Consider the following 23,630-nt stretch of genomic DNA (forward strand, 5'->3'; position numbering starts at 1 on the left):
GGCCCCGGACCGGACTCGCCGGTCCGGGGCCACCCGGTCACTGGCTGTGCTCCGCCTCAGCGGCCGCGCTCAGCCTCAGTCCCGGTCGGCGGCCGCGCGGCGACGGCGCACGATCAGCACGCCGCCACCCAGGCCGGCTGCGGCCAGCGCGGCGCCGAGGGCCGTTTCGAGGCTGTTCGGCTCCGAGGCACCGCTGCCCGTGCCAGTCTTCACGCCGCCGGACGGGCGACGGGTGGTTGTGGTGGTGTCGTCCCCGGCGGGCTCCCGCTTGCCGGAGTCCTCGCGCTCGGTGCGACGGGTGGTTTTGGTGGTGTCGTCCCCGGCGGGCTCCCGGCCCGTGGTGCTGCGGGAGTCCTCGGGTTCGGGGGTGGGAGCGACGAGGCTGCTGGCCTCGGTGCGGCTCTTGACGATCGAAGACGACGAGGTTCCCGCGTACGCGGACTGCGCGAGCGCCGTCGTCAGCGCGAGTGATGCGGTCGCGATGGCCGCGGCGACGCATGCCCTGCTGGTAATCGGTGCTGACATCGAACCTCCCGGGGCTGAGAAGGACGCCGGTCTCTCCGCCGTCCCCACGCTCAGTAGCTTCGCCCGGTTATGAGCTGGTTGTTCTATTCGGCGCGCCCGTTCGGGTGAAAGCAGCCCGAGTTGGCGAGAGGAGTCGCGTTCCTCACGGCCCACGATCTCCGCTGGTCAATGCGAGATACGCCCGGAGTGGGCGCCCTCTATATCCCGGGGCGGCGGTGTCCTCCCGAACGGCGTGCAAATCCGCCCGGGGCCTGCCGTGTCTCAGCGGCCCGCCCTGCCCCCTGCTACCGCATCCCACCGGCAGGGCTTTCCTGCACGAGACGCCATCGAGGGTTCACGGGTGTTCGCCCGCCCGGTCTTCCCCTTGCCTGTTGCCGCCGGGTGGAGCGGTGGCACTTGGGCTTCTCCCCGGAGCTTCGCACCCCGCCGTTACCAGGCGGGCCCCGTAGCCGCTGCTGGTTCCGTCGCCGACCTCGACCAAGGACAGGGGAGCGAGGACGGCTTGCAGATGACAGTCCCGGCCGATACGGGCGCCGAGCAGCCGGAGGCAGGGGGAGGCAGCGGTGAGCCGGTCAGCAGGCGCATCGGTGTCATGGTGAGGAGCTTGCCGTGCTCTCAATGACGTCGGCGTCGCCTGGACCCCGGACGTGGTGCCGGTTGTGCTGGCCGTCCTCTCCACCAAGCGGGGCGAGGCCGCCACGGCGGACGAACCGCTGATCGCCGAGACGGCCGCCCTGCTGGGAGAGGCGCTCGGCTGACCTGACGACGCCAGGCGGTCAGCCGAGCGCCGGGTCCGGTGGCTCGATGTGAACGAGTTCCGGGGTGTCCGTGCTGCAGTAGACGAGGCCGTCGTGGTCCACGTCGCACGGCGTGACCGTTCCGTCGTCGTACACGAGCCAGGCGAGCACCGGACGGCGTTCGAAGCCATCGGCGCCGGGGGCGCCATCGGGCGGTGCGTCGAGGCGGTAGCAGATCGTCCACCCCATCCCGGGTAGAGCGCCGACCACCTGCGGCCGTCGTTCGTACGTCAGGAAACCCGGATGGCGGTCAGCACGGACGACGCGGCCCTTGTCCCCTTGGGCCGCGCCGCCCGTGTCGCATATGTAGCCGACGAGTTCCTCGTCCTCGCGTCGCCACTCCACGATGTCGCATGTCTCGACGCATCCGTTTCCGCGATCGACGAGTGCGGCCCATCGCTGGCCTGAGGCGGGACACGAGGCTTCCACGGGAACCCCTTTCGACGGCTGGGCGGTCGGTCAGTCGGTGGTGGTCAGCCGGTCAATCGGTCAGGTCCGCGCCATGTCCCCACCCACGCGGGACGGCGGTTGCGGTCGGCTCGCGGCCAACTGGCGGATGATCAGCGGGGTCACCAGGACGACCACCAGCAAGCGCAGACTCTGGACGGTGGAGACCAGGGCCACGTCCGCATGGGAGGAGACGGCCGTGGCGAGGACCGCGTTGATCCCTCCGGGTGTCGTGGCGAGATAGGCGTCGGTGAACGGTGTGCCGGTCAGGCCGGCGAAGACCCACGCCAGCCCGGCGCAGCCGAGGCAGACGACCGTCATGCAGACCAGGATCGGCGGCAGCAGGCGCCGCATGCTGCGGAGCGTCTGGCGGGTGAAACGTACGCCGACGTCCAGGCCGACGAGGACGAAGACGAAGTTCTGCAGCACGCCCACGGGCGCGAAGCCGGGCATGGCGCCGCTGAGAGTGGCGACGAGGGCGACCAGCATGGGGCCGATCAGCATGGGTGTGGGCAGTCGCAGCCGTCGGCCGGCCCAGGAGCCGGCGGCGCAGACGGCCGCGAGGGCGAGCAGGCCGCTGAGCTGGTCCGCCCCCGCCACGAGGTGCGTGAGGCCGGTTCCGGCGGTCCCGCCCCCGCCTGGGTGGCCCGATGCGGCCGATGGCCGGCCGGAGGTCATCCAGTGGGCGGCCAGCGGGGCGGTGGTGGCGACGAGGCCGACGCGCAGGTACTGGGTGAAAGCGACGAGCCGTACGTCGGCGTTCAGCTCGTCGGCGCAGGTGACGATCGCGGCGGAACCGCCGGGCACCATGCCGAGGACGGCGCTGGGCCGGCTGATGCGGCCACGGCGGGCCAGAAGCCAGGCGACCCCGACGCTCAGCGCGATGGTGGCCGCGGTGACCACGGTCATGGGCAGCGCGACGGGGGCGGCGGAGACGAGGGCGGCCGGGGTGAGATAGCTGCCCATGAGAGCGCCGACCAGCGCCTGTGAGGCGCGGCCCGCCGGCGCCGGCAGCCGGTCGCGGACCACCCCGCACAGCGCCAGGGCGGCGCCGACCAGCAGCGAGGCCAGGAGGTAGGGGGCGGGAACGCCGAAGGCGGAGGCCGTGAGACCCGCCGCGTAACCCCCGGCGATGATCAGGACCCAGCGTCCGACGGGAGCCGTGCGGGAGACGCGGAGCTCGGAGACTTGCGGGGCGGGCTTCGGCGCGGTGCTGGGCGAGCGCTCATGCGTTCGCTGCGGCGCGGAAGTCGGAGCCACGTTGACGCCTTTCGTCGGTTGACGGCATGTCCGTTGAACTCGACGCCTGCGGTGTAAGCAGGCACTTTCCACTGTGCCGTGTACGGCCTGTGCGGGCACTGAGAACGCTGAGTGAGCGCTGAGGAGACCCTGAGAGCCGGCTGAGAGCGTGCGGCCGACCAGGGCGTCGGCCCCTAGACTCGCAAGCGAGGATCAGCCTTCCGGCGGATCCGACCGGTCGGCCACGAGGTGATGCGCATGCGGGTGCTGGTGGTCGAGGACGAGCAGAACATCGCCGCCGCGGTGGGCCGTGGGCTGCGCGCCGAGGGGTTCGGCGTCGACATCGCCGAGGACGGTGAGAAGGCCCTGCGTCTGGTCAGGCACCACGACTACGCCGTGATCGTGCTCGACCTGATGCTTCCGGGGCGTAACGGCTACGACGTCTGCCGCACGCTGCGCGCCGCGGAGATCGCTACTCCCGTGCTGATCCTGACGGCCAAGGACGGGGAGTACGACGAGGCGGACGCCCTCGATCTGGGTGCCGACGACTATCTGACCAAGCCCTTCTCCTTCGTGGTGCTGCTGGCCCGGATCCGCGCGCTGCTGCGCCGCAGCGCCCCGCAGCGGCCGCCGGTCCTCCGTGCGGGTGATCTCTGGCTGGACCCGGCCGCCCACCGGTGCGGCCGTGGCGAGGAGACCCTCGACCTGACGCCGCGCGAGTTCGGGCTGCTGGAGTTCCTGTTGCGCCACCCCGACACCGTGGTGAGCAAGACGGACCTGCTCGCTCAGGTCTGGGACGCGTGGTTCGAAGGCGACCCGAACATCGTCGAAGTCTACGTCGGCTACCTCCGGCGCAAGATCGACACCCCGTACGGCCGGTCCGCCATCGAGACCGTGCGCGGCGTCGGTTACCGGCTGGACCGGAAGGGCGGCTGAGTGTCCTGGCTCCGTCTCGCCGACCGCCTGGTCTTCGCCCGGGCGCGACGGCTGACGAGAAGGCTGAGCCTGCGTACGCGGGTCACCATGTGGGCCACGACGGTCGTCGCCATCGCAACGGTCGCGGCTGGTCTCGGGCTGCTGCTCGGCCTCAAGTATTCGATGTGGCGCGATCTGGACACCACAGGGCGTCAGCGGCTGTCCGACGTCTCGGCTCTCATCAGGCACGACCAGTTGCATACCCTCATACCGTCCAACGGGGGGGACGCCGACGTGGTCGAGGTGCTGGACGCCTCGGGGAAGGTACGGGCCAGTTCCGATTACGACACGGGCCCGGGCAGCCCCAGCGGGTTTCCGAACCCCCTTCCCCCGCAGGTCGTCGCGGGCCGTGCCACGACCCTCCACGACCTCAAGATCGGCGACGGAGGGGACTTCCGCGTACTGGCCCGGCCAACCCGCGTGGGGGACCGGCCCGCCACCATCGTCGTGGCGGTGTCCTTGGCCCAGGCCGAGCACACCCTGTCCAGTCTGACCACCGGCCTGGTGATCGGTGTCCCGGCGCTGACGGCGCTGGTGGCGTGGACGATCTCGCTCACCGCCGGCCGCACTCTGCGCCCGGTGGAAACCCTGCGCGGCCAGGCCGCGGACATCACCGCGACCGATCTGCACCGTCGCCTGGACCTGCCCGATTGTCAGGACGAGATCCACGCGTTGGGCGTCACCCTCAACGACATGCTCGCCCGCCTCGACGAGGCGTCCGTCGCGCAACGGCGCTTCGTCGCCGACGCCGCGCATGAACTGCGGAGTCCGCTGGCCGCGCTGCGCGCCCAGCTGGAGGTCATGTCCCGTTACCCCGACCCGGACCGTGACCCGCAGGTGGCCGCCGCCCTGCTGGAAGACGCGGAGCGGCTGCACGACCTCGTCGAGGGCCTCCTCGCGCTGGCCCGCAGCGAGGATCCCGCCCGGCCGCGATCCCAGGCCGCGCGCGTCGTCGACCTGGATGAGGTGGTGCTGGCCGAGATCCGTCGGCAGCGCTCCCTGGCCCGGGCGGAGATCGATGCCCGGAGGGTCTCGGGCGGCCGCGTACGGGGTGATGCCGAGGCGCTGCGCTGTGTCGTGCGCAATCTCCTGGACAACGCCCGTCGCCATGCCGAACGGCACGTCCGCGTGGCCCTGGGCGAGAGCGGCGGCACCGTGGAACTCACCGTCAGCGATGACGGATCGGGTATCCCGGCCGCGGATCGGACCCGGGTCTTCCAGCGTTTCACCCGTCTCGACGAGGCGCGCTCCCGCGAGGCCGGCGGCTCGGGCCTCGGCCTCGCCATCGTCGGCAAGGTCGTCACCGCCCACGGCGGCGTCGCCTACGCCGACCAGGACCCCGCCCCGGACGACGGCGGCCTCGGCGGAGCCCGCCTGGTGGTTCGTCTGCCCGCCGTGCCGTCGCCGGACTCGTCCGTCGATCCGCCGCCCGCCCCGGACGGCCCCAAACCGGTCTGACCACAGCGAGCGCACGGAGCTGCGCAAGCACCACGGTGCACTGAAGCGGGGCACCCTGGACCGCCGCGTCGAGAATCTCGTGTCGTGGATCAACCAGGAGGCCACCGCCCAGGGCCTGGACGCCCAGATGGTGCCCGAGGACCCACACGGCAACCTTGGACTGAGTCGCCTGCGCAGAACTCTCGCTTGGCATATCGCCCGCCGCCCCGGCGGTCTGGTCGCCCTCGCCATCCAGTACGGACACATGCGTACCGCCCTGGATGCCCGCACCTCCACCGGCTACGGCAGCCGCGCCCGTCGAGGGTTCCACGGGGAACCACCCCGAAGGCCGCCGCCAAGTTCCTCGCGCGCGATGGCCTCGTCCTCTTCGATAACCCGGACGCGTTCCTCATCTGCGCCTTCAAGCGCGACACGGCCCTGTGCGATCCGGATTCCGGGGCGACGGCACCCAACCAGTTCGCCTGTCAGCTCGGCTGCGGCAACGCGGTCCGCACTGACAGCCACGCGCAGGCGGCCCGAAAGCACGCTGATCGGCTCGATGCGAAGGCAGCCCTGATGCCCCAGCCCCTGGGTGACCGGTTCCGCAGGACCGCCAACCGCTTTCGCGCTCTCGCCGATGCCCACGACTCAGCCGCCCAGTACGCCGAGGAGGCCATCGCATGAACCAGCAGCACGAGGACGAACGTTCCCGCATCCGCACGGCCATGGACCGCCTCCTGGCCGGCCAGCCCACCTGCTCCAACGGCAGCCTCACGGTGGTCGCGCTCGCCGCAGAGGCCGGTGTTCACCGCATGGCTCTGCAAAAGCGCCACGCCGACCTCAAGGAGGAGTTCTACGCGCGGGTCCGTGCGGAAACGCACCAGACGCCTGAAGTCGAAAAGCGGCTTCGCAAAGAGGTTGTCCGTCTGAAGGAAGCTCTTAAGGACTCCCGGGCCGCCGAGGCCGAGTCCCGGCATCGAGCGGAGCAGATGGCCCTCGCGGCAGCCGTGCTCATCCTCCGGCGACCCGACAGCCAGGACCAACCTGCCCTCGGCAACGTCATCCCGTTCCGCCCGTCGGACGACTAAAGAGAGCAGGCCGTCACGCGGCGATGCCGAGCTCTTTGCGGGCCCGGTGGATGAACTCGCGGACGGCCGGCTCGGGTCGCCAGGGGGCGAGGGGTGGCGCGATGGTGTCGAGTACTCCTGCACAGGATCCATGCGACGGATGGTGGACCCCCGCGAGCCTCCGCTGCTGCGGCTCGGCCGGTCGCGCCGGACCGTCGCGGCTTGGCAGGGCACGGGCGTGCGGCACCAACGCCCCTCACGACCGTCAGGCGGCTGACCAGGGCAGATGGAGAATCTGGACGCGAGTATCTAGGGTCAGCACGTGGCTTTCATCATGGTGTGCGAAGACGACGCGGCGGTCCGTGGCGTCCTCAAGCGCGCCCTGGAGTACGACGGCCACACCGTCTCGGTCGCCGCCACGGCCGACAGCCTGCTGCGGCAGCTCGCACCGGCGCCCCATCTGGTCGTACTGGATCTCGGGCTCCCGGACGCCGACGGCCGCGACGTCTGCCTGGCCCTTCGGGCTCGCGGTGTCGACGTGCCGGTGTTGATGCTCACCGCGTTGGACGGCCTGCATCACAAGGTGGGCGGCTTCGAGGCCGGCGCCGACGACTACATGACCAAACCCTTCGACATCCCGGAACTGCTGGTCCGGGTCCGAGCCCTCCTGCGCCGGGTCACCGTGGCGTCCGCACCGCGCGAGGTCGTCCTCGATCCGGCGAAGCACGTGGTGACCTACGGCTCGGTGAGCGAGAGCCTGACCCCGACCGAGTTCCGGCTGCTGGGCCGCCTGATCGCCTCGCAGGGCGACGCGGTACGCCGCCACGCCCTCATCGCCGCTGGCTGGCCGCACGGGGCGCAGGTCAGCGAGAACACCCTCGACTCCTATGTGCGCCGACTGCGGGCCAAGCTCGGTCCGCTGGGTGTGGCCGAGCGTCTGGTGACCGTCCGCGGCGTGGGCTACCGATGGCAGTGACGGGATTCCGCAGAAGAGTCGTCGCGCTCACTGTGCTGATCGCCACCGCCGTGGTCGCGGTCCTGGTCGTGGTCTCGCACGTGCTGCTGAGCCGGGTGACGGACGCCGACGCGCACGATCTGGCCCGGACCCGCGCCGAGGCCGTCGCGGCGAACGTCACCGCCAAGGGCGGCCGTGTCGTACTGACGGAGAACAGCAGCGAGGCGCTGGACGAGGTCGCCTGGGTGTATGCCGACGGCCGCCTGATCGACGGGAACGTACCAGCAAGCGTGGTCGACCGCGTCGAAGAGCTGGCGGACTCGGGGCGATCGCAGACCGCGACGGTGGGCGACTACCTCCTGTACGCGCGGCTGGTGCCGATCGACGGCCACCACGTCATGGTGGTTGTCCGGGTGGACCTCACGCCCTACGAGACATCCGAGCAGCGCAGTCTGACCTTGTCGTTGATCCTGGGCGGCCTCACGATCCTCCTCGCCGGCGGTGTCGCGCACCTCGTGGTGCACCGCGCGTTGCGGGTCGTGCATGAGATGGCCGCCCTCGCCGACGACTGGGGCCATCACGAACCCGGGCGCCGTTTCAACCTCGGAGTCCCCCGTGACGAGTTCGGGGAACTGGGACAGACCCTGGACCGCCTCCTGGAGCGCGTCGACAACGCGTTGGCGGATGAGCGCCGGCTCACCGATGAAATCGCCCACGAACTGCGGACCCCGCTCACGGTCCTGCGGGCCGAGGCGCAACTGGCCCAGCTGTCCGGCGAGCCGGTGCCGCCGGAGGCGGTGCTGAGCGAGGTCGACCGCCTCGATACGGCGATCACGACGATTCTGCGCGCCGCGCGCGCACGGACCGACGACGAGGCCCGGTGCGATCTGCGCTCCGCCGCGCGGCAGGCGATCGGCTCCCGCGCGGTCGAGGTCGCCTTCCCGGCGAAAGTCGAGGTGGCCGTGGCGCCCGACGTCGCCGTCTCGCTTCTGTCACCCCTGCTGGAGAACGGCCTGCGGCACGCGAAGTCCCGTGTGTGGATCACCGCGCGCAACCAGGGCGAGGCCGTCGTGGTCGATGTCCTGGACGACGGCCCCGGATTCGATCCCGCGGACGTCAACCGGGTCTTCGAAGCGGGTGTGACCGGCGGCGACGGGTACGGGCTGGGGCTGCCGGTGGTCCGGCGCATCGCCGCCTCGGCCGGTGTGGAGGTCCGCGCGATCGCGGACAATCGCGGTCATGTCGAGGTGACACTCCCGGCCGCGCGCGCGGCCACGTAGTCAGGTTGCTTGCAGGTTCCCCCCGTAAACCTTCCTGCATGACAACGACAACGGAAGCACGCACGCGCGGCGGGCACCTCATGCTCAACAAGGTCCCCGAGGTCACCATCTGGTTCTGGGTGATCAAGATCCTGTGCACCACCGTGGGTGAGAGCTTCGCCGACTGGATCAACATGAAGCTGGGCGTCGGCCTGGTGAACACGGCCTGGATCTTCACCGCGGTATTCGTGGTGGTCCTGGCCATCCAGCTGCGGCTCAAGCGGTACGTCCCGTTCCCCTACTGGCTGACCGTGGTCGTTGTCAGTGTCACGGGCACCCTGTACACGGACATCCTCACCGACCAGCTCAACGTGCCGCTGTGGATCAGCTCCGCCGTGTTCTCGGTCCTTCTCGCCGTGGTCTTCGGCGTGTGGTGGCTGCGCGAGCGCACCCTCTCGATCCACTCGGTCACGACGCTGCCACGTGAGTCGTTCTACTGGCTCGCCGTTCTCGTCACCTTCGCACTCGGCACCGCAACCGGCGACTGGACCCTCGAGCTCACCGGCTGGAGCCCGGGAGCCTCAGTACTGCTGCCGCTCGGCCTCATCGCGGCGATCACGGCGCTGTGGAAGTCCGGCGCGAACCCGGTGCTGTCCTTCTGGCTCGCCTACATCCTCACCCGCCCGCTGGGCGCCAACATCGGCGACTGGCTCGCCTCTCCGAAGGTCGCTCAGCCGGGCGAGCCGACCGGTCTCGCGCTGGGCACCTTCACCACCAGCCTGATCTTCCTCGGCCTCATCCTGGCGACGGTGGTCTACCTGACGGTGACGCGCTCCGACGTGACCGAGACCTACGAGGCGGCCCACGCCGCACACGCCACCGGCGACCCGCGCAAGGAGCGCGTCGCGCTGGCCGGCTTCGGACTGCTCGCCGTCGCGACCACGGGCCTGCTGGTCTGGGCCCACGGCCAGCCGCATGTCGGCCCGGCGCCGGAGGCCGACAACACCTCCGCCGTCCAGATGGCTCCCGGCCAGGCGGTGAAGAAGTTCCCGCCTGCCAAGGTCTCCGCGCTGCGGACCCTCGCCTCGACCTCGCTCAAGGACGCACGCTCGGGGAATGGGAAGGGCGCGCACGCGGCCGCCCAGTCGCTGCGTGACCTGTGGGACGCCGACCAGGCGTCGTTGCAGCCGCTGGACAACACCGGCTGGACCTCCATCGACGCTCAGATGGACCAGGTGCTCAAGACCTTCGGTATCGATCACTCGAACCCGCCGATGTCGCCTGCGCAGCAGGAGAAGGAACTGAACGCCCTCCTGACGGACATGGGCTGACAGACCGCACAGCACCCGGCCGGCCCGCCCGGCCGACGGGCTCAGTGTGCCGGGCTGCGCAGAGAACCGCGCCGCCTCGGCACACGCCAGCGAGCCGCGGACAGCGCAAGCGGCCGGGGCCGCCTGTGGCAGCCCGGCCGCGGCACCCTGAACGCCTACACCTGACACGACGCCGGATGGACCGTCCGCGCCCTCGGACGCCCCTGAGCCGCAGTTTTGTCGCCCGGCCCGTGCCGCCTCCGAAATCGGCGCACGCGGCGAGGGTCACGCCAGAGCCGCCGAACAGCGTCCGACGATCACGGCACGGATGGCACACTGATGGGCCCAACTTGCCCATCGTGCCTGGGAGATCACCTGATGAACGCCACAGCCGCAGCCGGCGCTCAGGGAGCCGAAGATACTGAGGAACGTACCGGCGGCTGCCTGTGCGGCCGCATCCGCTTCACCACCCGGGGTCCGGCCGTCTTTCCCCACACCTGCGCCTGCGAACATTGCCAGAAGCTCGGCGGCGCCCCTCGACGACACCAGCGGCACAGACCTTGTCCCCATTCACGCGTCCTTCCGCGACAACGCCGTGCACTGGCTGCCCCCGGTGCCGGAGACCGAGCGCAGCGCAGCCGGTTGACCGCCCGTCCGCTGGTCGGCGACTTCACCGACACGCTCGGGGGATGCTCAACCAGGACGACTTCGGAAACGCGCTGGGCTACTTCCTGGAGGCATTTGGGCCGTCGACACCTGACGAGAAAAGGCGAACGACCACTCAGCTTTGAGAATAAGCGCTGCTTCGAAGGATCTGGATGAGTGGAACGTCGGTATATCAGGCCAGCGCTGCGAGCCACTCGTATCGGGAACATGCTCGGGGACGGCAGCATTTCACCAATTTCGCCGAAGCGGCCTACATCGAGCTGGTGAACGAGGCACAGTCGACCTGACAGGAACTGCTCGTTCGAACCGATGGGTGGCCGTCTCACTCCGTCAACAGCCACCACCGCACGCCACCCCGCAGAGGAGGCACAAGAAGTGAACACATGAACTTGACAGGGAAACGTGGTGGTGGGCGTACCGGACGGCGTTGTCGAGCAGGTTGCGTATGGCTCGGGACAGCGCGTCCGGGTCTCCGCGCACGCGTGCGGGGCGAACGCGGGCGCAGGCGACGGCCACACCGGGGCGGGAATGGGCGCAGCCGGGCCGAGAAGTCGGCGCGGGGATGCCGGGTGGCGGTCTCGATTTCCGCCCGCACGGCGGCCACCGGAGGCTGCGCAGTTCATGCGCGGCCTCCGCCACGAACTGCCGCTGCCGAGCGGTCGCTTCGTCGAGCCTGGCGAGCAGATCGCTGAGGGTGGTGCCGAGGCGCTGTATCTCATCCGTACGCGACGGCAGGTCGAGTCGCCGGTGCAGGTCGGTGGCGGTGATCTCGGCTGCTTGGCCGCGCAGCCGTTCCACCGGTCCCAGGGCACGGCCGGTGATGTGCCATCCGGCGGCGGCGATCAGGGCCGCAAGGACCGGGAGGCCGAAGGCCGGTTCAACGGTGAGCCGGGCGACGTTGTGTTCGACCGGGTCCGTGGCAAGGCCGACATACACGGTTTCAGGGGCATGGGCCGGCCCCGCCGACACGACACAGCGCCGGTTCTCCGGCTACGTTGGCGGACGCCGCGACCACACGGCCACGGCTGTCGATCACTCGGGCCGCGTCGTCGCCCGCGCCGGAGGCGGGGAGCGGTTGGACGGCCCGGCCCTTGTCCAGCGCGGCGGCGATGATCAGCGCGCGCTGGCGGGCGTTGTCAATCCAGGCTGTGGATGAGCGGGGCGTGTTGGCTGACCACAAGCAGGACAGCCGCCAGGGACAGGCCGAGCGCGGCGACGACGGTGGCGGCGACCGTCAGCCGTATCCGCAGGCTGAAGCCGTGCCCGCGGAAGAGCCGGTATCGCGGGACTGGTGCCGCCTCGGCTCTGCGGGATGCCGCGGACGCGGCAGTGTCCCGCACAGTTCACCCGCCGTCACCGGCGAGGCGGTACCCCGCCCCGCGGACCGTCTCGATGGACCGCGCCCCGAAGGGCTGGTCGATCTTGCGGCGCAGATAGCCGATGTAGACCTCGACGACGTTGGGGTCCAGATCGTAGGGCTCCGCCCACACGTGGGCCAGGAGGTCCTGCTTGCTCACTACCTGTCCCTGATGGCGGACCAGGTATTCGAGTAGCGAGAACTCCCGCGTGGTCAGGTCGATGGAGACCCCGCCGCGTCGGCATGTGCGGGCCCCGGGGTCCAGGTGGAGATCGCCGGCCCGCAGTACGGCGGGGCGGGGGCGCCGTCCTCGCCGCATCAGGGCGTGGAGGTGGGCGGTCAGCACTACGTAGGAGAACGGCTTGGTGAGGTAGTCGTCCGCTCCGATGTCCAGGGCGTCCGCCTCGTCGTACTCACCGTCCTTGGCGGTGAGCATCAGGATGGGTGTCCAGTTCTTCGCGGCCCGGAGCCGTCGGCATACGTCGTAGCCGTTGACCCGGGGCAGCATGATGTCCAGCACGATGGCGTCGTAGCCGGTGTCGCCGGCCATGAAGAGTCCTTCTTCTCCGTCGGCGGCGAGGTCCACGGCGAACCCCTCGGCCGAGAGCCCGTGGATCAGGGCGCGTCCGAGGGTGGGGTGGTCTTCGATGACGAGGACACGCATGCCGCCCGCTCCTTCCTTCCCTTTTGTGCATGAATATTCATATTCAGAGTAGGTGTCCCTGGCTGAAATGAAACTGAGAGGCTGCTGAGAACCCCGGAGGGGTTCCGTGGCCCCGTCACCTCGCCTCAGCTTCCTCTCAGCCGCGGCGGCGCAGGATGCACATGTTCCGGATGGAGCGTCCATGCGGAACCTGAAGTGAAGGTGATCATGAATACGCGCAGGAAGGCGGCACTTCTCGCCGCGTCCACGGCCGCCGTCGTCGCGACCGTTCTCGGAGGGGGCGCCGCCATGGCGTCCTCGGAGCCGGCTCATGCCGCGTCCTCGGTGTCCACCACGGTGCAGAAGCCCACTCCGCCGGGCCCCGGTGCGCACCAGTCCGGTACGTCGAAGAGCGACGGCGAACACGGGGAGCACGAGGAGAACGGAGAGCACGAGAACCAGTCGGACGGCCCCGGAGGCCACGCCGACCCCTCCGCCAAGACGAACCACGAGTTCCAGGGCAAGGAGTAGAAAGGGGGGTCGCCTGAGGCAGGCGGTCACACCACCGCTCGCCTCAGGCGGGTGACGGCGGGGGTCTCCATGGTCGGCAGCAGCAGGGTGAAGGTGGTGGGTGCCGCCCGGGCGAGCGTGAGTCGGCCCCCCGCGGCCTCGGCCATGGCGCAGGGCGTTGTCGGTGCGACACCAGGGCGGTGCCGACGAGGCCCAGCCAGGCCAGAGCGACACGCGCCAGACGGCTCTGTTCCGTAATCGGGGGTAGCGTTGTGTAGTGATCATTGGAGGAGGATGCGGTGCCGAGGAGGGGGAACCCGGCTCGGCCGTGCATCTACTTCATGATCCGTTTGGTTCGTGTGTTGACGCTCTCGGTGCCGTGAGCTTGGTGTCGTTGCCCTCCACTGGGGTGTCGACTACGGCTCTCTCCGGCAGACGGCATCGGTGGTCAGCTCCACTGCCGGATTGCCGCGCCACTGGGCGTGTGGCGGTACGTGTTCGCCCTTCATGAGGAAGGAGTCGGCGTCGATGCGGGCGTGGTCGTCGATGACGACGCCGTAGTGCACGAAGGCGCTGGTGCCGATCGTGCAGCCGTTGCCGATGGCGATGCGGTCGGATTTGAAGACGCCCTCTTCGAGGGAGTGCGCCTGCAAGATGCTGCCGGCGTTGAGGGCGCAGTCATCGCCGACCTGGGTGAGGGTCCGTTCCAGGATCCGGCAGCCGTCGTCGAAGACCCGGTGGCCCATGCGGACGCCGAGCAGCCGCCAGATGGCGGGTTTGAAGGGGGTGCCGTTGAAGAGGGCGAGGTAGAGGATGGACGGTACCTTCCAGTAGCGCTCGTGCCGCCAGAAGGGCCGCTCGTAGAGGGAGCAGAACCGTGGCCGCAGGGTACGGAAGCCCAGCACGGCCCGCTCGACCAGGACGAAGAAGCCGACCGTGAAGGCGAGTTCGAGGAGGGCGGTGCCGAGCGTCTCCAGCCAGTACAGTCCGCCGTTGCCGGCCAGGGGGAACATCGCGATCAGGAGGAGGCCGTAGACGTACAGGCACCGCACGGTCAGGAACAGGGCCATGGTCACGACGTTGTGGTGGTTCTTGGCCGCGAGGCGGCGCCGGAGTCCGGATCCGGTGGTGGGGTGGTCGAAGCGGCGGTCGCGTTCGACCGACCGTGGGATCTCGATGGGGGGTGAGCCGAGCAGTCCGGTGTTCTCCGCGACCGGACCACTGACCGGGATCATGGCCTTGGTGGCCAGCAGGCAGTTGTCGCCGGTCCTGCCGCCGGCCGGATAGACGATGTTGTTGCCCAGGTAGTTGTGGCGTCCGATGGCGGCCGGGGCGGTGCGGAAGGAGGTGCTGGAGTACTCCGCGTTCGCCATGGACAGCCCGTCGGAGACCATGGTCCCGGTGCCGACGCGGCTGAGGGCGGGCACCTCGTGTTTGAGCATCGTGCCGAAGTTGGATCCGGTCTGCTCGATCGGCGCCAGACGGTATCCGAGGGCTTTGAGGTAGTGCACGATTGCCGAGCTGTCGCCGAACAGGGCGATGGTGAAGCGGATATTGGCCAGCCGGGCGACGGCGCGCTGGAGTGTGAATCGTACTCCGTACAGCGGATAGACCGTGTTCGGTCCGAGGGGACGGGACAGTATCCGCGACAGGGCCGGCGCGAGGGTCGCCCCCAGGAGGGCGAGGCCGAACACCGTGGCCGCCGCGATCTCCAGGCCGTCGGCGTAGTACGTCCAACTGCCGGGGCCGCCCGCTCCGGTGAGGGTGTGGACCAGCGCGGGCCGGGCTTCCAGCAGGGCGGCGACGGCCACCTCGGCCACTCCGACGGTGGCCGTCAGGACCAGCAGCGTGGCGAGGCTGTGACACACCCGCCGCAGGCGGCCGCAACGGGCCGGTGGAACGGTGAGGTACTCACACCCTGTCGGTGCGGGCCGGGCCGGTGAGCCGTGCCACCGCTGCCCGGCGGGTATCGACTGGCCTTCGTGTAGCGCGGAGGCATGGCCGAGCTGGGCGGTGTCGCCGAGGTGTACGCCGATGTCGAGCGTGCTCTGTTCGCCGACGAAGGCGCCGGAACCGATGGTGACCGGGCCGGTCTCGATGACGCCGTCGCGTGCTCGGTAACCGTTGAGATAGGTCTCCTTGCGGATCACGGTGTCCGCCCCGACGGTCAGCAGGTCGGTACAGATCGGCAGCCACCGGGTGAAGATCAGTGTGCGGGGTCCGATCTTGGCGCCGAGCGCCCGCAGATACGCGGTGTACATCGGTGTTCCGACGGTCAGCCGGGCCAGCGGGTTGGCGACGACGAGGGTTCTGACACACCAGAAGCGGACATAGGCCACGCTCCACAACCGGATACGCCGCGGTTTCCACCGCCCGATCAGAGCCCATTTGGCGGCGATCGGGAACAGACTCGCGCCGATCAGTGCCACGGCGCCGAGGGCCACCCCGCGTTCATAGATACCGAACCATCCCTGTCCTCGCGTCATCCAGGACGTTCCGGCGTCCAGCGCCACCGAAGCGAGGCTCACGTACGCCAGGAACGCCAGGAACTGGAGCGTCGCGCACAGGGCGTACCGGAGCCTGCCCACCACCGGAGCGGTCGGCTGTTGCGGTACGCGGTCGAGCACGGTCCGGGCATGAGGTGGCGCTTCGGTCAGGGCCGTGGCGAGTCGGCGCACGGTGGGATGCAGGTAGACGTCCCTCATCGACACGCCGGGCAGCTCCGGACGTGCGCGCACGGCCGCGTTGAACCGTGCCATGATCAGGGAATTGGCGCCGAGGTCGTCGAAGAAGTGGCTGTCCACGGAGACCCGCTCGACCTCCAGGACCGTGGCCAGCAGTTCGGCCAGCATCCGTTCGGTACCGGTGCGTGGAGCCGTGTCATCGCCCTGGGCGAGCCGGCGCCGTCCGGTTGGTGGCGGCAGGCGCCGGCGGTCGGCCTTCCCGCTGGGCAGCATCGGAATCGACGTGAGGTGTTCGAGGTAGGCGGGGACCATGTAGCCGGGCAGCCGTTCCCGCAGGTGTGCCACGGCCCGCTCGGGATCCACGGTCATGCCCGCGCAGGTGGTGTAGTAGGCGCACAGTTCCGCGGTCCCCGGAGTGATCTCCTGCTCGGCGACGACCGCTTGGGCGATTCCGGGCACGTGCAGGAGCACTGACTCGATCTCGGTCAGTTCCACACGGTAGCCGCGGATTTTGACCTGGGTGTCGATGCGGCCGTGGTGTTCGACCTGACCGTGGGTGTTGATGCGGCCCAGGTCCCCGGTGCGGTAGATCTTGCCGGACGGATTCCCGGGGATGCCGAGAAAGTCCGTTATGAAGGCGCGTTCGGTCACCTCGGGCCGGTTGAGGTATCCGTCTGCGAGCCCGATCCCGCCGATCGCGATCTCTCCCATCGTGCCCGGCGGCAGGGCCCTGTCCTGTTCCGGATCCAGGATGGCGACCGAGTACGTCGGCAGCGGGACACCGATCGTCACCGGACGGTCAGGGGCCAGGGCGCTCCAGGTCGCCGTGACGGTCGCCTCGGTCGGGCCGTAGACGTTGAGGAACCGGCGACCGGGCCGGTGCCAGCGGGTGACGAGATCCTGCGGACACGGTTCCCCGGATACCAGCAGGAACCGCAGTGCGGATGTGTTCTCGTCCAGCGTGGCCAGCAAGGTGGGAACGCAGCACAGGGCCGAAACTTCCCGCTCCCGCAGGAAGGCGTCCAGCTCGGGACCGAGCAGGCTCGGCCCTTCGGGCCTGGGCACCACCGTGGCACCGGCCATCCAGGGCACCCATATCTCCTCGACGGAGAAGTCGAACGCGATGGTCATCCCCTGGTAGACCCGGTCGTCGCGGGTGATGCCGTAGACCTCCGAGGCCACCCGGACGAAGTTGCACACGGCGGGATGGCCGACGGCCACACCCTTCGGACGGCCCGTGGTTCCCGAGGTGTAAATGACGTAGCACAGGTCGTCAGCCGGCTCCCCGACAGCCACGGGCCCGGGGCGACCGGGAGACTGCTCGGCCACCCTGGACCGCACCCGGTCCAGATACAGCAACTCGGTACCGTCCGCGAGGCGTCGGGCCCGCTCGGAGAGTCGGGACAGTGACAGGACCATGCGCACGGAGGCATCGGACACGATGTAGCTCAAACGGTCCGACGGGAATCCGACGTCCAACGGTACGTACGCGGCGTGTGCCTTCAGCACGGCCAGCATCCCGACATAGGCGTCCACCGCCTCGTCGAGCAGCAACCCGATCCGGTCGCCGGGCCGTATCCCCTCGGCCATCAGGAAACGAGCAAGCCGGTTGGCCCTTTCGTCCAGTTGCGGGTATGTGAGGACGACGTCACCGGCGTCCACCGCGAGCCGGTCTCCGTTCCCCCGCGCACACATCCGGTCGCAGCGCTCCTCGAACAGCCGCTCAAGCCGTTCGCCGTCCCGCCACCGGACCGAACCGTCCCAGCCCGCACAGGCGAGCAGGCCGTCCGGACGGCTCTGCGACCTCGGCGCCCATGCGCGCGGCGGCTCTCCCCCCACCGCCCCCTTCCGGTCACTTCCCAACATCACGCTCTCCTCACGCGCGCCACGGCCACGGCGTCCGCAGACATGGTCCGCTTCAGGGGCGGAGGGGACGGCGGGGTGCTCCCATCGCGCGCCGATGATGGCCTACGGGCACGGCACGTCCGGCAATATGCGGCGGGGCGGTGGCCTCCAGTTCGATGGCGAGACGTCACACGGCCCGGTCACCGTGCTCATCCGCCTCCTCCCGGTGGACGCCTTCGTCGGCAACCTGCCCTCCACGAACGCCTTGTGCAGGACACGTACGGCGTCCGGCAGCAGGGAGGCACGGCACAGTACCGAAATGCGGGTGTCCGACGCCGACACCGGCTCGAAGGGCACGCCCGTCCCGTCCAGCGTTTCCCTCAGCAGGAGGAAAGGCTCGGCGTGCGACCGGAATCCGGACCCCACGAGCGAGACTGTTCCGACGTCGTCCTCCCGGGTCAGGTCGTCGTAGCCGATGCCTCGGCGGCAGGTCCGCAGGGCGGCCAGCGCGGCGGGGGCGTCGGCTGCGGGCAGGACCAGCGTGAGCGCGCCGCATCGCCCGTCGTCGGCCGGATCGGCACGGATTTCAGCCGTGCCGATCCCGCTCCCCGCCTCGGCCAGGGCGTGCATCACACCCGCCGTCGGCCTCGTGTGGACCATCGGACCGGACAGGGTGATCTTCGTGCGGGATGGGTCATGGGCCAGGCCCACGACCTGCGCGCAGGATCCGTACGGCGGGGGCCGATCGGGCTCGTCCGAGACGACGGTCCCCGGATGTTCGTCGTAGGACGACCGCACTCGGAGGGTCACCGCGTGGCGCTCCGCGTACTCGGCGCCGGACAGCGCCAGCACCCGAGCGCCCCCGGCCGCCAGCTCCCGCATGGCCTCATGGGTGAGGTGGCCGATCGGCCTCGCCTCCGGCACGAGCGTGGGATCCGCGGTGAGCACCCCGTCCACATCGGTGCAGATTTCGCATACGTCGGCCTTGAGCGCCGCCGCCAGGGCGACGGCCGTGGTGTCGGATCCGCCGCGGCCCAGGGTGGTGACCTCGTCGTCGTTCTCTCCGCACACCCCCTGGAACCCGGTGACCACCGGGATCATGCCGCGGTCCAGCGCCTCCCGGACCAGGCGAGGCCGCACCGCCACGATCCGGGCCCCGCCATGGGCCGGAGTCGTGATCACCCCGGCCTGGCGGCCGGAGCAGGAGCACGCCGAGCCACCCAGCGCGTGGATCGCCATCGCGGTGAGTGCGCTCGAGACCCGCTCGCCCACGCTCAGCAGGGTGTCCAGCTCCCGCGGACAGGGTGCGCGGTCCACCTTCCGGGCCAGCGCGAGGAGTTCATCTGTGGCGTCGCCCATGGCGGACACCACCACGACCATGTCATGGCCCTCGGCATGGGCCCTGACCACCCGTTCGGCGACCCGCCCGATCCGCTCGGTGGTGGGTATCGAGGAGCCTCCGTACTTCTGGACGATGAGAGCCATCCGATGCCCCTCTCAGGGAACGGAGGAACGATTGGCGCGGGCGGACACGGCATCCACCAGGATCGAGCAGGCCATGTCCACGACCTCGGCGGTGACGTTCAGCGGGGGCAGAAGACGCACCACGGCGTCATCGCGTCCGCCACGTTCCACGATGAGGCCGTGGCGCAGCGCATGGCGCTGGACCGCGGCCGCGACCTCGGTGGCGGGGCGGCCGTCGCGGGGGTCCGCCAGCTCGATCCCCCACATCAGACCGCGGCCGCGCACCTGGCGGACCCACGGGTTGCGGGTCAGCCCGGCCAGCCGGTCCGCGATCCGGGCACCCTGGTGGCGGACATTGCCGAGGATGTTGTCCCGTCGGATGACGCGTACCGTCTCGACCCCGGCGGCGAAGGCCAGTTGATTGCCGCGGAAGGTCCCGATGTGCGCACCGGGCGCCCAGGTGTCCAGGGCTCCGTCGTACAGGATGAGGGCGACCGGCAGACCGATGCCGCTCAGTGCTTTGGACGCCACGATGACATCCGGTTCGATGCCGTACTGCTGATACGCGAACCAGGTGCCGGTGCGTCCGCAGCCGGTCTGGACCTCGTCGACGATCAGGGGGATGGCCAGCGAACGGGTCACCTCGCGCACTCGTCGGACGAAGTCGGTACGGGCGACCAGGTTTCCGCCTTCGCCCTGCACCATCTCCATGATCACCGCGGCGGGCAGCGGGATGCCGCCATTACTGTCCCGCAACGCCTGCTCCAGATAATCGGCGGCGTCGGGGGAACGGTCGTCCGGGGCAGGACCGTCCGCGGAGTACGGGAAGAAATGCACACCGGGCATCCCGTCGCGGACCGGCGCCTTCTGGGACACCAGCCCGCTGACCGCCATCGCGGCGTGGGTGCTGCCGTGGAAACCGCCCTGGAAGGAGACGATGCCGCCCCGGCCCGTCGCGATCTTGCAGAGCTTGATGGCGGCCTCGACGGCGTTGGCCCCCGTCGGCCCGCAGAAGTGCAGCCGTGTGCGCTTGCGCAGCTCCGGCGCCAGCATGGACAGCTGGGCCTGGGTGAAGGCGTCCTTGGCGGGGGTGGGGAAGTCCAGACCGTGGGTGAGGGAGCCGAGCTGCTCTCGCACGGCCCGCACCAGCTCCGGATGGTTGTGGCCGAGCGACAGCACACCGGCGCCGGCGAGGAAGTCGATGAACACATTGCCGTCGACGTCCCGGACGAAGCTCCCCGACCCCTCGGCCAGGGCGATGGGCAGATGGCGCGGGTAGGTCCGCGCGCTGGACTCCCACCGCTCCTGATGGGCCAGCAGGGCGGCGGAGCGGGGGCCGGGCAGATCACCGCTGACGCGGGGAGCTCTCAGCGGAGCGGACCGGAGGAGCGTTGTCATGGGAAGCCTCCCCAAAGGCGTACCGGAGAGCGGAGGGCGTGGTCGGCGACTGTCCACAGGTGGGGTCGCGGGGAGATGAACTCGCCGACCGCCGCGTACGCGAGGAGCCGTCCTCCGCCGATCACGGCGCCACGGGACAGGGCACGGTCACAGGCGCGCTCGACGTACTCCGCGAGCGCCTTGAGCGAGGGTGGCCGGTCGGTAGTGGGTCGCGCCGTCAGGGGCCGTTCCTCACCCTCGGGATCCTTGAGATCAGCGGTGGTGTGCTTACTCATGACGCCCTCCGTTCGCGGGCGAACCCCTGATGTCTTCCACGCTAGGGAGGGGGTGGTTAACGTGCATCCCGACGGGGGTTAGACGACGGCAAAACGCGCTTATGCGGGTATATCGCCAATGGCAGGCGCAGGACCAGCCGGGCTCCCGGACCGTCGCCCTCCACGGCCACCCGGCCGCCGTGATGGGTGGTCACGTCCCGCACGATGGCCAGGCCCAGCCCGGAGCCGCCGACGTCCCGGCCGCGAGCGTCATCCAGCCGGGTGAACCGTTCGAAGACCCGCTCTCGGTCGGCGGGTGCGATACCGGCGCCGTCGTCCTGGACGCTCAGTACCGCCTCGCCACGCGCGGTATCCAGGGTGACCTCCACCCGGCGGCGGGCATACCGGATGGCATTGTCGAGCAGATTGCGCACGGCCCGCGACAGGGCGTCGGCATCCCCACGGACGCGGGCGGGGCAGATGCGACCACGGACGACGGCCACACCGGGGCGGGCGTGCAACCGCCGTACCTCGGCCCGCACCAGGTCGTCCAGGTCGACATCGGCTGTGAGCGCGGTACCCGGAGTGGCGTCGAGACGGGCCAGCCGCACGAGGTCGTCGATGAGCCGGCCGAGCCGGACCGTCTCCTCCAGGAGATCGGGCAGCCGGGCCGAGAAGTCGGCGTGGGGGTGGCGAGCGGCGGTCTCGAGTTCGGCCCGTACGGCGGCCACCGGACTGCGCAGTTCATGCGCGGCGTCCGCCACGAACTGCCGCTGATGGGCGGTGGACTCGTCGAGCCGAGCCAGCAGATCATTGAGGGTGGCCCCCAGCCGCCCCACCTCGTCGGCGGCCGGCGGCAGATCCAGTCGCCGGTGCAGGTCGGTGGCGGTGATCTCGGCGGCTTGGCGGCGCAGCCGCTCCACCGGCACCAGCGCCCTCCCGGTGATGTGCCAACCGGCGCCCGCGAGCAGGGCCGTCAGCACCGGCAGGCCCGCGGCCAGTTCGGCGATGAGTTCCTCCACACTGTGGTCGGCCTGGGCGGTGGCGCGCCCCACGTACACGGTCTCGGGAGCTTGCGCCGATCCGGTCGACACGGCGGCGACCCGGTAGGTCCCCTGGTCACCCAGCGGCACCCCGTGAGCGGTATGCACCGACGGTTCGCCGCCGGGGGCCGGTTTCAGCGTCCGGAACAGCGCGGGTTCGCCCGCCACGTTCCCGGATGCCGCGATCACCCGGCCCCGGTGGTCGACGATCTGGGTCACGTCGTCGCCGTCGCCGGAGGCGGGCAGCGGCTGCACCGTTCGGCCCTTGTCCAGGGCAGCCGCGATGATCAGCGCACGCTGCCGGGCGCTGTCGTCCAGGCTGCGGATGAGCGAGGCGCGCTGGCTGACCACCAGCAGCGCGCCCGCCAGACACAGACCGAGGGCGGCGATGAGCGTGGCCGCGAGCGTCAGCCGTATCCGCAGGCTGAACCCGCGCCAGCGGGGGAGCCGGGTGCATGTCCGTGAGGTGGCCGAGGCCCCGCGGAGGGCCGGGGGCGTGGTGGGGTTCCCCATGGGTCACCCGCCACTGGCCATGAGGCGGTATCCCGCCCCACGGACGGTTTCGATGGACCGCACCCCGAAAGGAGCGTCGATCTTGCGCCGCAGATAGCCGATGTAGACCTCGACGACATTGGGGTCCAGGTCAAAGTGCTCGGCCCAGACGTGGGTGAGGATCTCCTGTTTGCTCACCACCCGGCCGTGGTGGCGCACCAGATATTCGAGCAGCGAGAACTCGCGGGTGGTCAGTTCGACGGGGGTTTCGGCGCGCACACAGGTGCGGCCCCCCGGGTCCAGGAGGAGGTCCCCGACGCGCAGGATGGCGGGCCTTGGGCTGTGGCCCCGGCGGATCAGAGCGTGCAGCCGGGCGGTCAGAACGACATAGGAGAAGGGTTTGGTGAGGTAGTCATCCGCCCCGATGTCCAGCCCGTCGGCCTCGTCGTACTCACCGTCCTTGGCGGTGAGCATCAGTACGGGGGTCCAGTCCTCCGCCGCCCGGAGCCGTCGGCACACGTCGTAGCCATTGAGCCGCGGCAGCATGATGTCCAGCACTATGGCGTCATAGGCGGTCTCGCCCGCCTTGTACAGCCCTTCCTCCCCGTCGGTGGCGAGATCCACGGCGAACCCCTCGACGGTGAGGCCATGGACCAGAGCGCGCCCCAGCATGGGATGGTCTTCGATGACGAGGACACGCATGGCGTGCCTTTTCCTCCCTTACGTCCCGAATGTTCTCCTTCAGCGTAGGGCGACGCGGCGGAAACCAGCTGAGAGCGGGCTGAGAGCCCCGGAAAAGGTTCCGTGACCTCCGTTACCTCGCCTCAGCCTCCTCTCAGCGACGCCGGTGCAGGGTGAGCGCATTCCGGAAGGAAGGTCCCTCCGGTACGAAAGTGAAGGTGATCATGAGTACCCGCAAGAAGGCAGCCATTCTCGCCGCGTCCACGGTGGCCGTTGTCACGACCGTCGTCGGAGGCGGTACCGCCATGGCGGCCACGCAGCCGTCCCCGCCCTCATCCTCGGCATCCACCACCACACAGCAGCCCACCCCCCCGAACCCCGCGACATCCAAGAGCGCCAGTGGGCAGCACAAGGGCTCCGACGGGCAGGAGAAGGGCGAGAGCGAGAAGAAGGGCGAGAACGAGCAGCAAGGCGGGCAGGAGTCGGAGGACGGCCCCGGCGGCCACAACGACTCGGGCTCCCAGGCCAACCACGAGTCCGAGGGCAACGAGTAGGAGGGAACCCCGAATCCCATCCGAGGCG

General features: G+C 70.1%; 22 protein-coding genes. 9 read left to right on the forward strand and 13 right to left on the reverse strand.

Going from position 1 to position 23,630, the window contains the following annotated elements:
* Window positions 1–75: 75 nt before the first annotated feature.
* From KHP12_RS41065 to KHP12_RS41075, 3 genes are all read right to left on the reverse strand, one after another.
* Window positions 76–525 (reverse strand): GVDTG sorting domain-containing protein, encoded by a 450-nt coding sequence (locus KHP12_RS41065; RefSeq protein WP_086879214.1) that lies wholly within the window; start codon window positions 523–525, stop codon window positions 76–78.
* A gap of 776 nt (window positions 526–1,301) precedes the next feature.
* Complete coding sequence (locus tag KHP12_RS41070; protein WP_143677715.1) at window positions 1,302–1,667, reverse strand: hypothetical protein; 366 nt, start codon at window positions 1,665–1,667, stop codon at window positions 1,302–1,304.
* A 144-nt stretch (window positions 1,668–1,811) separates the two neighbouring features.
* The gene (locus KHP12_RS41075; RefSeq protein ID WP_086879216.1) at window positions 1,812–3,029 is read right to left on the reverse strand and encodes an AbrB family transcriptional regulator; all 1,218 of its coding nucleotides are present in this window, start codon (window positions 3,027–3,029) and stop codon (window positions 1,812–1,814) included.
* A 237-nt stretch (window positions 3,030–3,266) separates the two neighbouring features.
* On the opposite strand from KHP12_RS41075, the gene KHP12_RS41080 reads away from it, so the two are divergent.
* The gene (locus KHP12_RS41080) at window positions 3,267–3,944 is read left to right on the forward strand and encodes a response regulator transcription factor (protein ID WP_086879262.1); all 678 of its coding nucleotides are present in this window, start codon (window positions 3,267–3,269) and stop codon (window positions 3,942–3,944) included.
* Window positions 3,945–5,441, forward strand: coding sequence for an ATP-binding protein (locus KHP12_RS41085; RefSeq protein ID WP_086879217.1), 1,497 nt, complete (start codon window positions 3,945–3,947; stop codon window positions 5,439–5,441).
* Between the two features lie 279 nt (window positions 5,442–5,720).
* Here KHP12_RS41085 and KHP12_RS53030 read toward each other — a convergent pair whose 3' ends face one another.
* Window positions 5,721–6,065: a hypothetical protein gene (locus KHP12_RS53030; protein ID WP_167442302.1), complete on the reverse strand. Its 345-nt coding sequence runs from the start codon at window positions 6,063–6,065 to the stop codon at window positions 5,721–5,723.
* A gap of 35 nt (window positions 6,066–6,100) precedes the next feature.
* Here KHP12_RS53030 and KHP12_RS41095 point away from each other — a divergent pair, with 35 nt between their 5' ends.
* The 5 genes from KHP12_RS41095 to KHP12_RS53875 all read left to right on the forward strand — a co-directional run bounded on the left by KHP12_RS41095 (window position 6,101) and on the right by KHP12_RS53875 (window position 10,833).
* Window positions 6,101–6,508, forward strand: coding sequence for a hypothetical protein (locus tag KHP12_RS41095; protein WP_086879218.1), 408 nt, complete (start codon window positions 6,101–6,103; stop codon window positions 6,506–6,508).
* A 301-nt stretch (window positions 6,509–6,809) separates the two neighbouring features.
* Complete coding sequence (locus KHP12_RS41100; protein ID WP_086879219.1) at window positions 6,810–7,463, forward strand: response regulator transcription factor; 654 nt, start codon at window positions 6,810–6,812, stop codon at window positions 7,461–7,463.
* The gene (locus KHP12_RS41105) at window positions 7,454–8,722 is read left to right on the forward strand and encodes a sensor histidine kinase (protein WP_086879220.1); all 1,269 of its coding nucleotides are present in this window, start codon (window positions 7,454–7,456) and stop codon (window positions 8,720–8,722) included. The genes KHP12_RS41100 and KHP12_RS41105 overlap by 10 nt, the downstream gene beginning before the upstream one ends.
* A gap of 38 nt (window positions 8,723–8,760) precedes the next feature.
* A complete protein-coding gene (locus KHP12_RS41110; RefSeq protein ID WP_086879221.1) occupies window positions 8,761–10,032 on the forward strand; it encodes a COG4705 family protein in 1,272 nt (423 codons plus the stop codon).
* Between the two features lie 357 nt (window positions 10,033–10,389).
* Entirely contained in the window at window positions 10,390–10,833 is a 444-nt protein-coding gene (locus tag KHP12_RS53875) for a GFA family protein (RefSeq protein WP_438479105.1), read from the forward strand.
* Window positions 10,834–11,007: 174 nt separating this feature from the next.
* Here the strand turns inward: KHP12_RS53875 and KHP12_RS41115 are convergent, their stop codons facing one another.
* The 3 genes from KHP12_RS41115 to KHP12_RS41125 all read right to left on the reverse strand — a co-directional run bounded on the left by KHP12_RS41115 (window position 11,008) and on the right by KHP12_RS41125 (window position 12,698).
* Window positions 11,008–11,613: a HAMP domain-containing protein gene (locus KHP12_RS41115; protein ID WP_211834317.1), complete on the reverse strand. Its 606-nt coding sequence runs from the start codon at window positions 11,611–11,613 to the stop codon at window positions 11,008–11,010.
* A gap of 200 nt (window positions 11,614–11,813) precedes the next feature.
* Entirely contained in the window at window positions 11,814–12,017 is a 204-nt protein-coding gene (locus KHP12_RS41120) for a hypothetical protein (protein WP_211834318.1), read from the reverse strand.
* A 3-nt stretch (window positions 12,018–12,020) separates the two neighbouring features.
* On the reverse strand, window positions 12,021–12,698 hold the full coding sequence (locus KHP12_RS41125) for a response regulator transcription factor (RefSeq protein ID WP_086879224.1): 678 nt from the start codon (window positions 12,696–12,698) through the stop codon (window positions 12,021–12,023).
* 207 nt (window positions 12,699–12,905) lie between these two features.
* Between KHP12_RS41125 and KHP12_RS41130 the strand changes: the two genes are divergently transcribed.
* Entirely contained in the window at window positions 12,906–13,208 is a 303-nt protein-coding gene (locus tag KHP12_RS41130) for a hypothetical protein (protein ID WP_143677717.1), read from the forward strand.
* 395 nt (window positions 13,209–13,603) lie between these two features.
* On the opposite strand, the gene KHP12_RS41135 is transcribed toward KHP12_RS41130, so the two are convergent.
* From KHP12_RS41135 to KHP12_RS41160, 6 genes are all read right to left on the reverse strand, one after another.
* Window positions 13,604–17,737 carry a Pls/PosA family non-ribosomal peptide synthetase gene (locus tag KHP12_RS41135; RefSeq protein WP_211834320.1) on the reverse strand — a complete coding sequence of 1,378 codons (4,134 nt, stop codon included), beginning with the start codon at window positions 17,735–17,737 and terminating at the stop codon, window positions 13,604–13,606.
* A gap of 102 nt (window positions 17,738–17,839) precedes the next feature.
* Complete coding sequence (locus tag KHP12_RS41140) at window positions 17,840–19,201, reverse strand: aspartate kinase (protein ID WP_086879227.1); 1,362 nt, start codon at window positions 19,199–19,201, stop codon at window positions 17,840–17,842.
* A 12-nt stretch (window positions 19,202–19,213) separates the two neighbouring features.
* Complete coding sequence (locus tag KHP12_RS41145; protein WP_211834321.1) at window positions 19,214–20,578, reverse strand: aspartate aminotransferase family protein; 1,365 nt, start codon at window positions 20,576–20,578, stop codon at window positions 19,214–19,216.
* Window positions 20,575–20,853, reverse strand: coding sequence for a hypothetical protein (locus KHP12_RS41150; RefSeq protein WP_086879229.1), 279 nt, complete (start codon window positions 20,851–20,853; stop codon window positions 20,575–20,577). Before KHP12_RS41150 ends, KHP12_RS41145 begins: the two co-directional genes overlap by 4 nt.
* Window positions 20,854–20,909: 56 nt before the next feature.
* Complete coding sequence (locus KHP12_RS41155) at window positions 20,910–22,388, reverse strand: sensor histidine kinase (RefSeq protein ID WP_211834322.1); 1,479 nt, start codon at window positions 22,386–22,388, stop codon at window positions 20,910–20,912.
* Window positions 22,389–22,391: 3 nt separating this feature from the next.
* Window positions 22,392–23,069, reverse strand: a complete 678-nt coding sequence (locus KHP12_RS41160) for a response regulator transcription factor (protein ID WP_086879231.1) — start codon at window positions 23,067–23,069, stop codon at window positions 22,392–22,394.
* 203 nt (window positions 23,070–23,272) lie between these two features.
* On the opposite strand from KHP12_RS41160, the gene KHP12_RS41165 reads away from it, so the two are divergent.
* The gene (locus tag KHP12_RS41165; protein ID WP_143677719.1) at window positions 23,273–23,602 is read left to right on the forward strand and encodes a hypothetical protein; all 330 of its coding nucleotides are present in this window, start codon (window positions 23,273–23,275) and stop codon (window positions 23,600–23,602) included.
* The last annotated feature ends 28 nt before the right edge of the window (window positions 23,603–23,630 follow it).

Source organism: Streptomyces asiaticus (assembly GCF_018138715.1).
GTDB classification, from domain to species: Bacteria; Actinomycetota; Actinomycetes; order Streptomycetales; family Streptomycetaceae; genus Streptomyces; species Streptomyces asiaticus.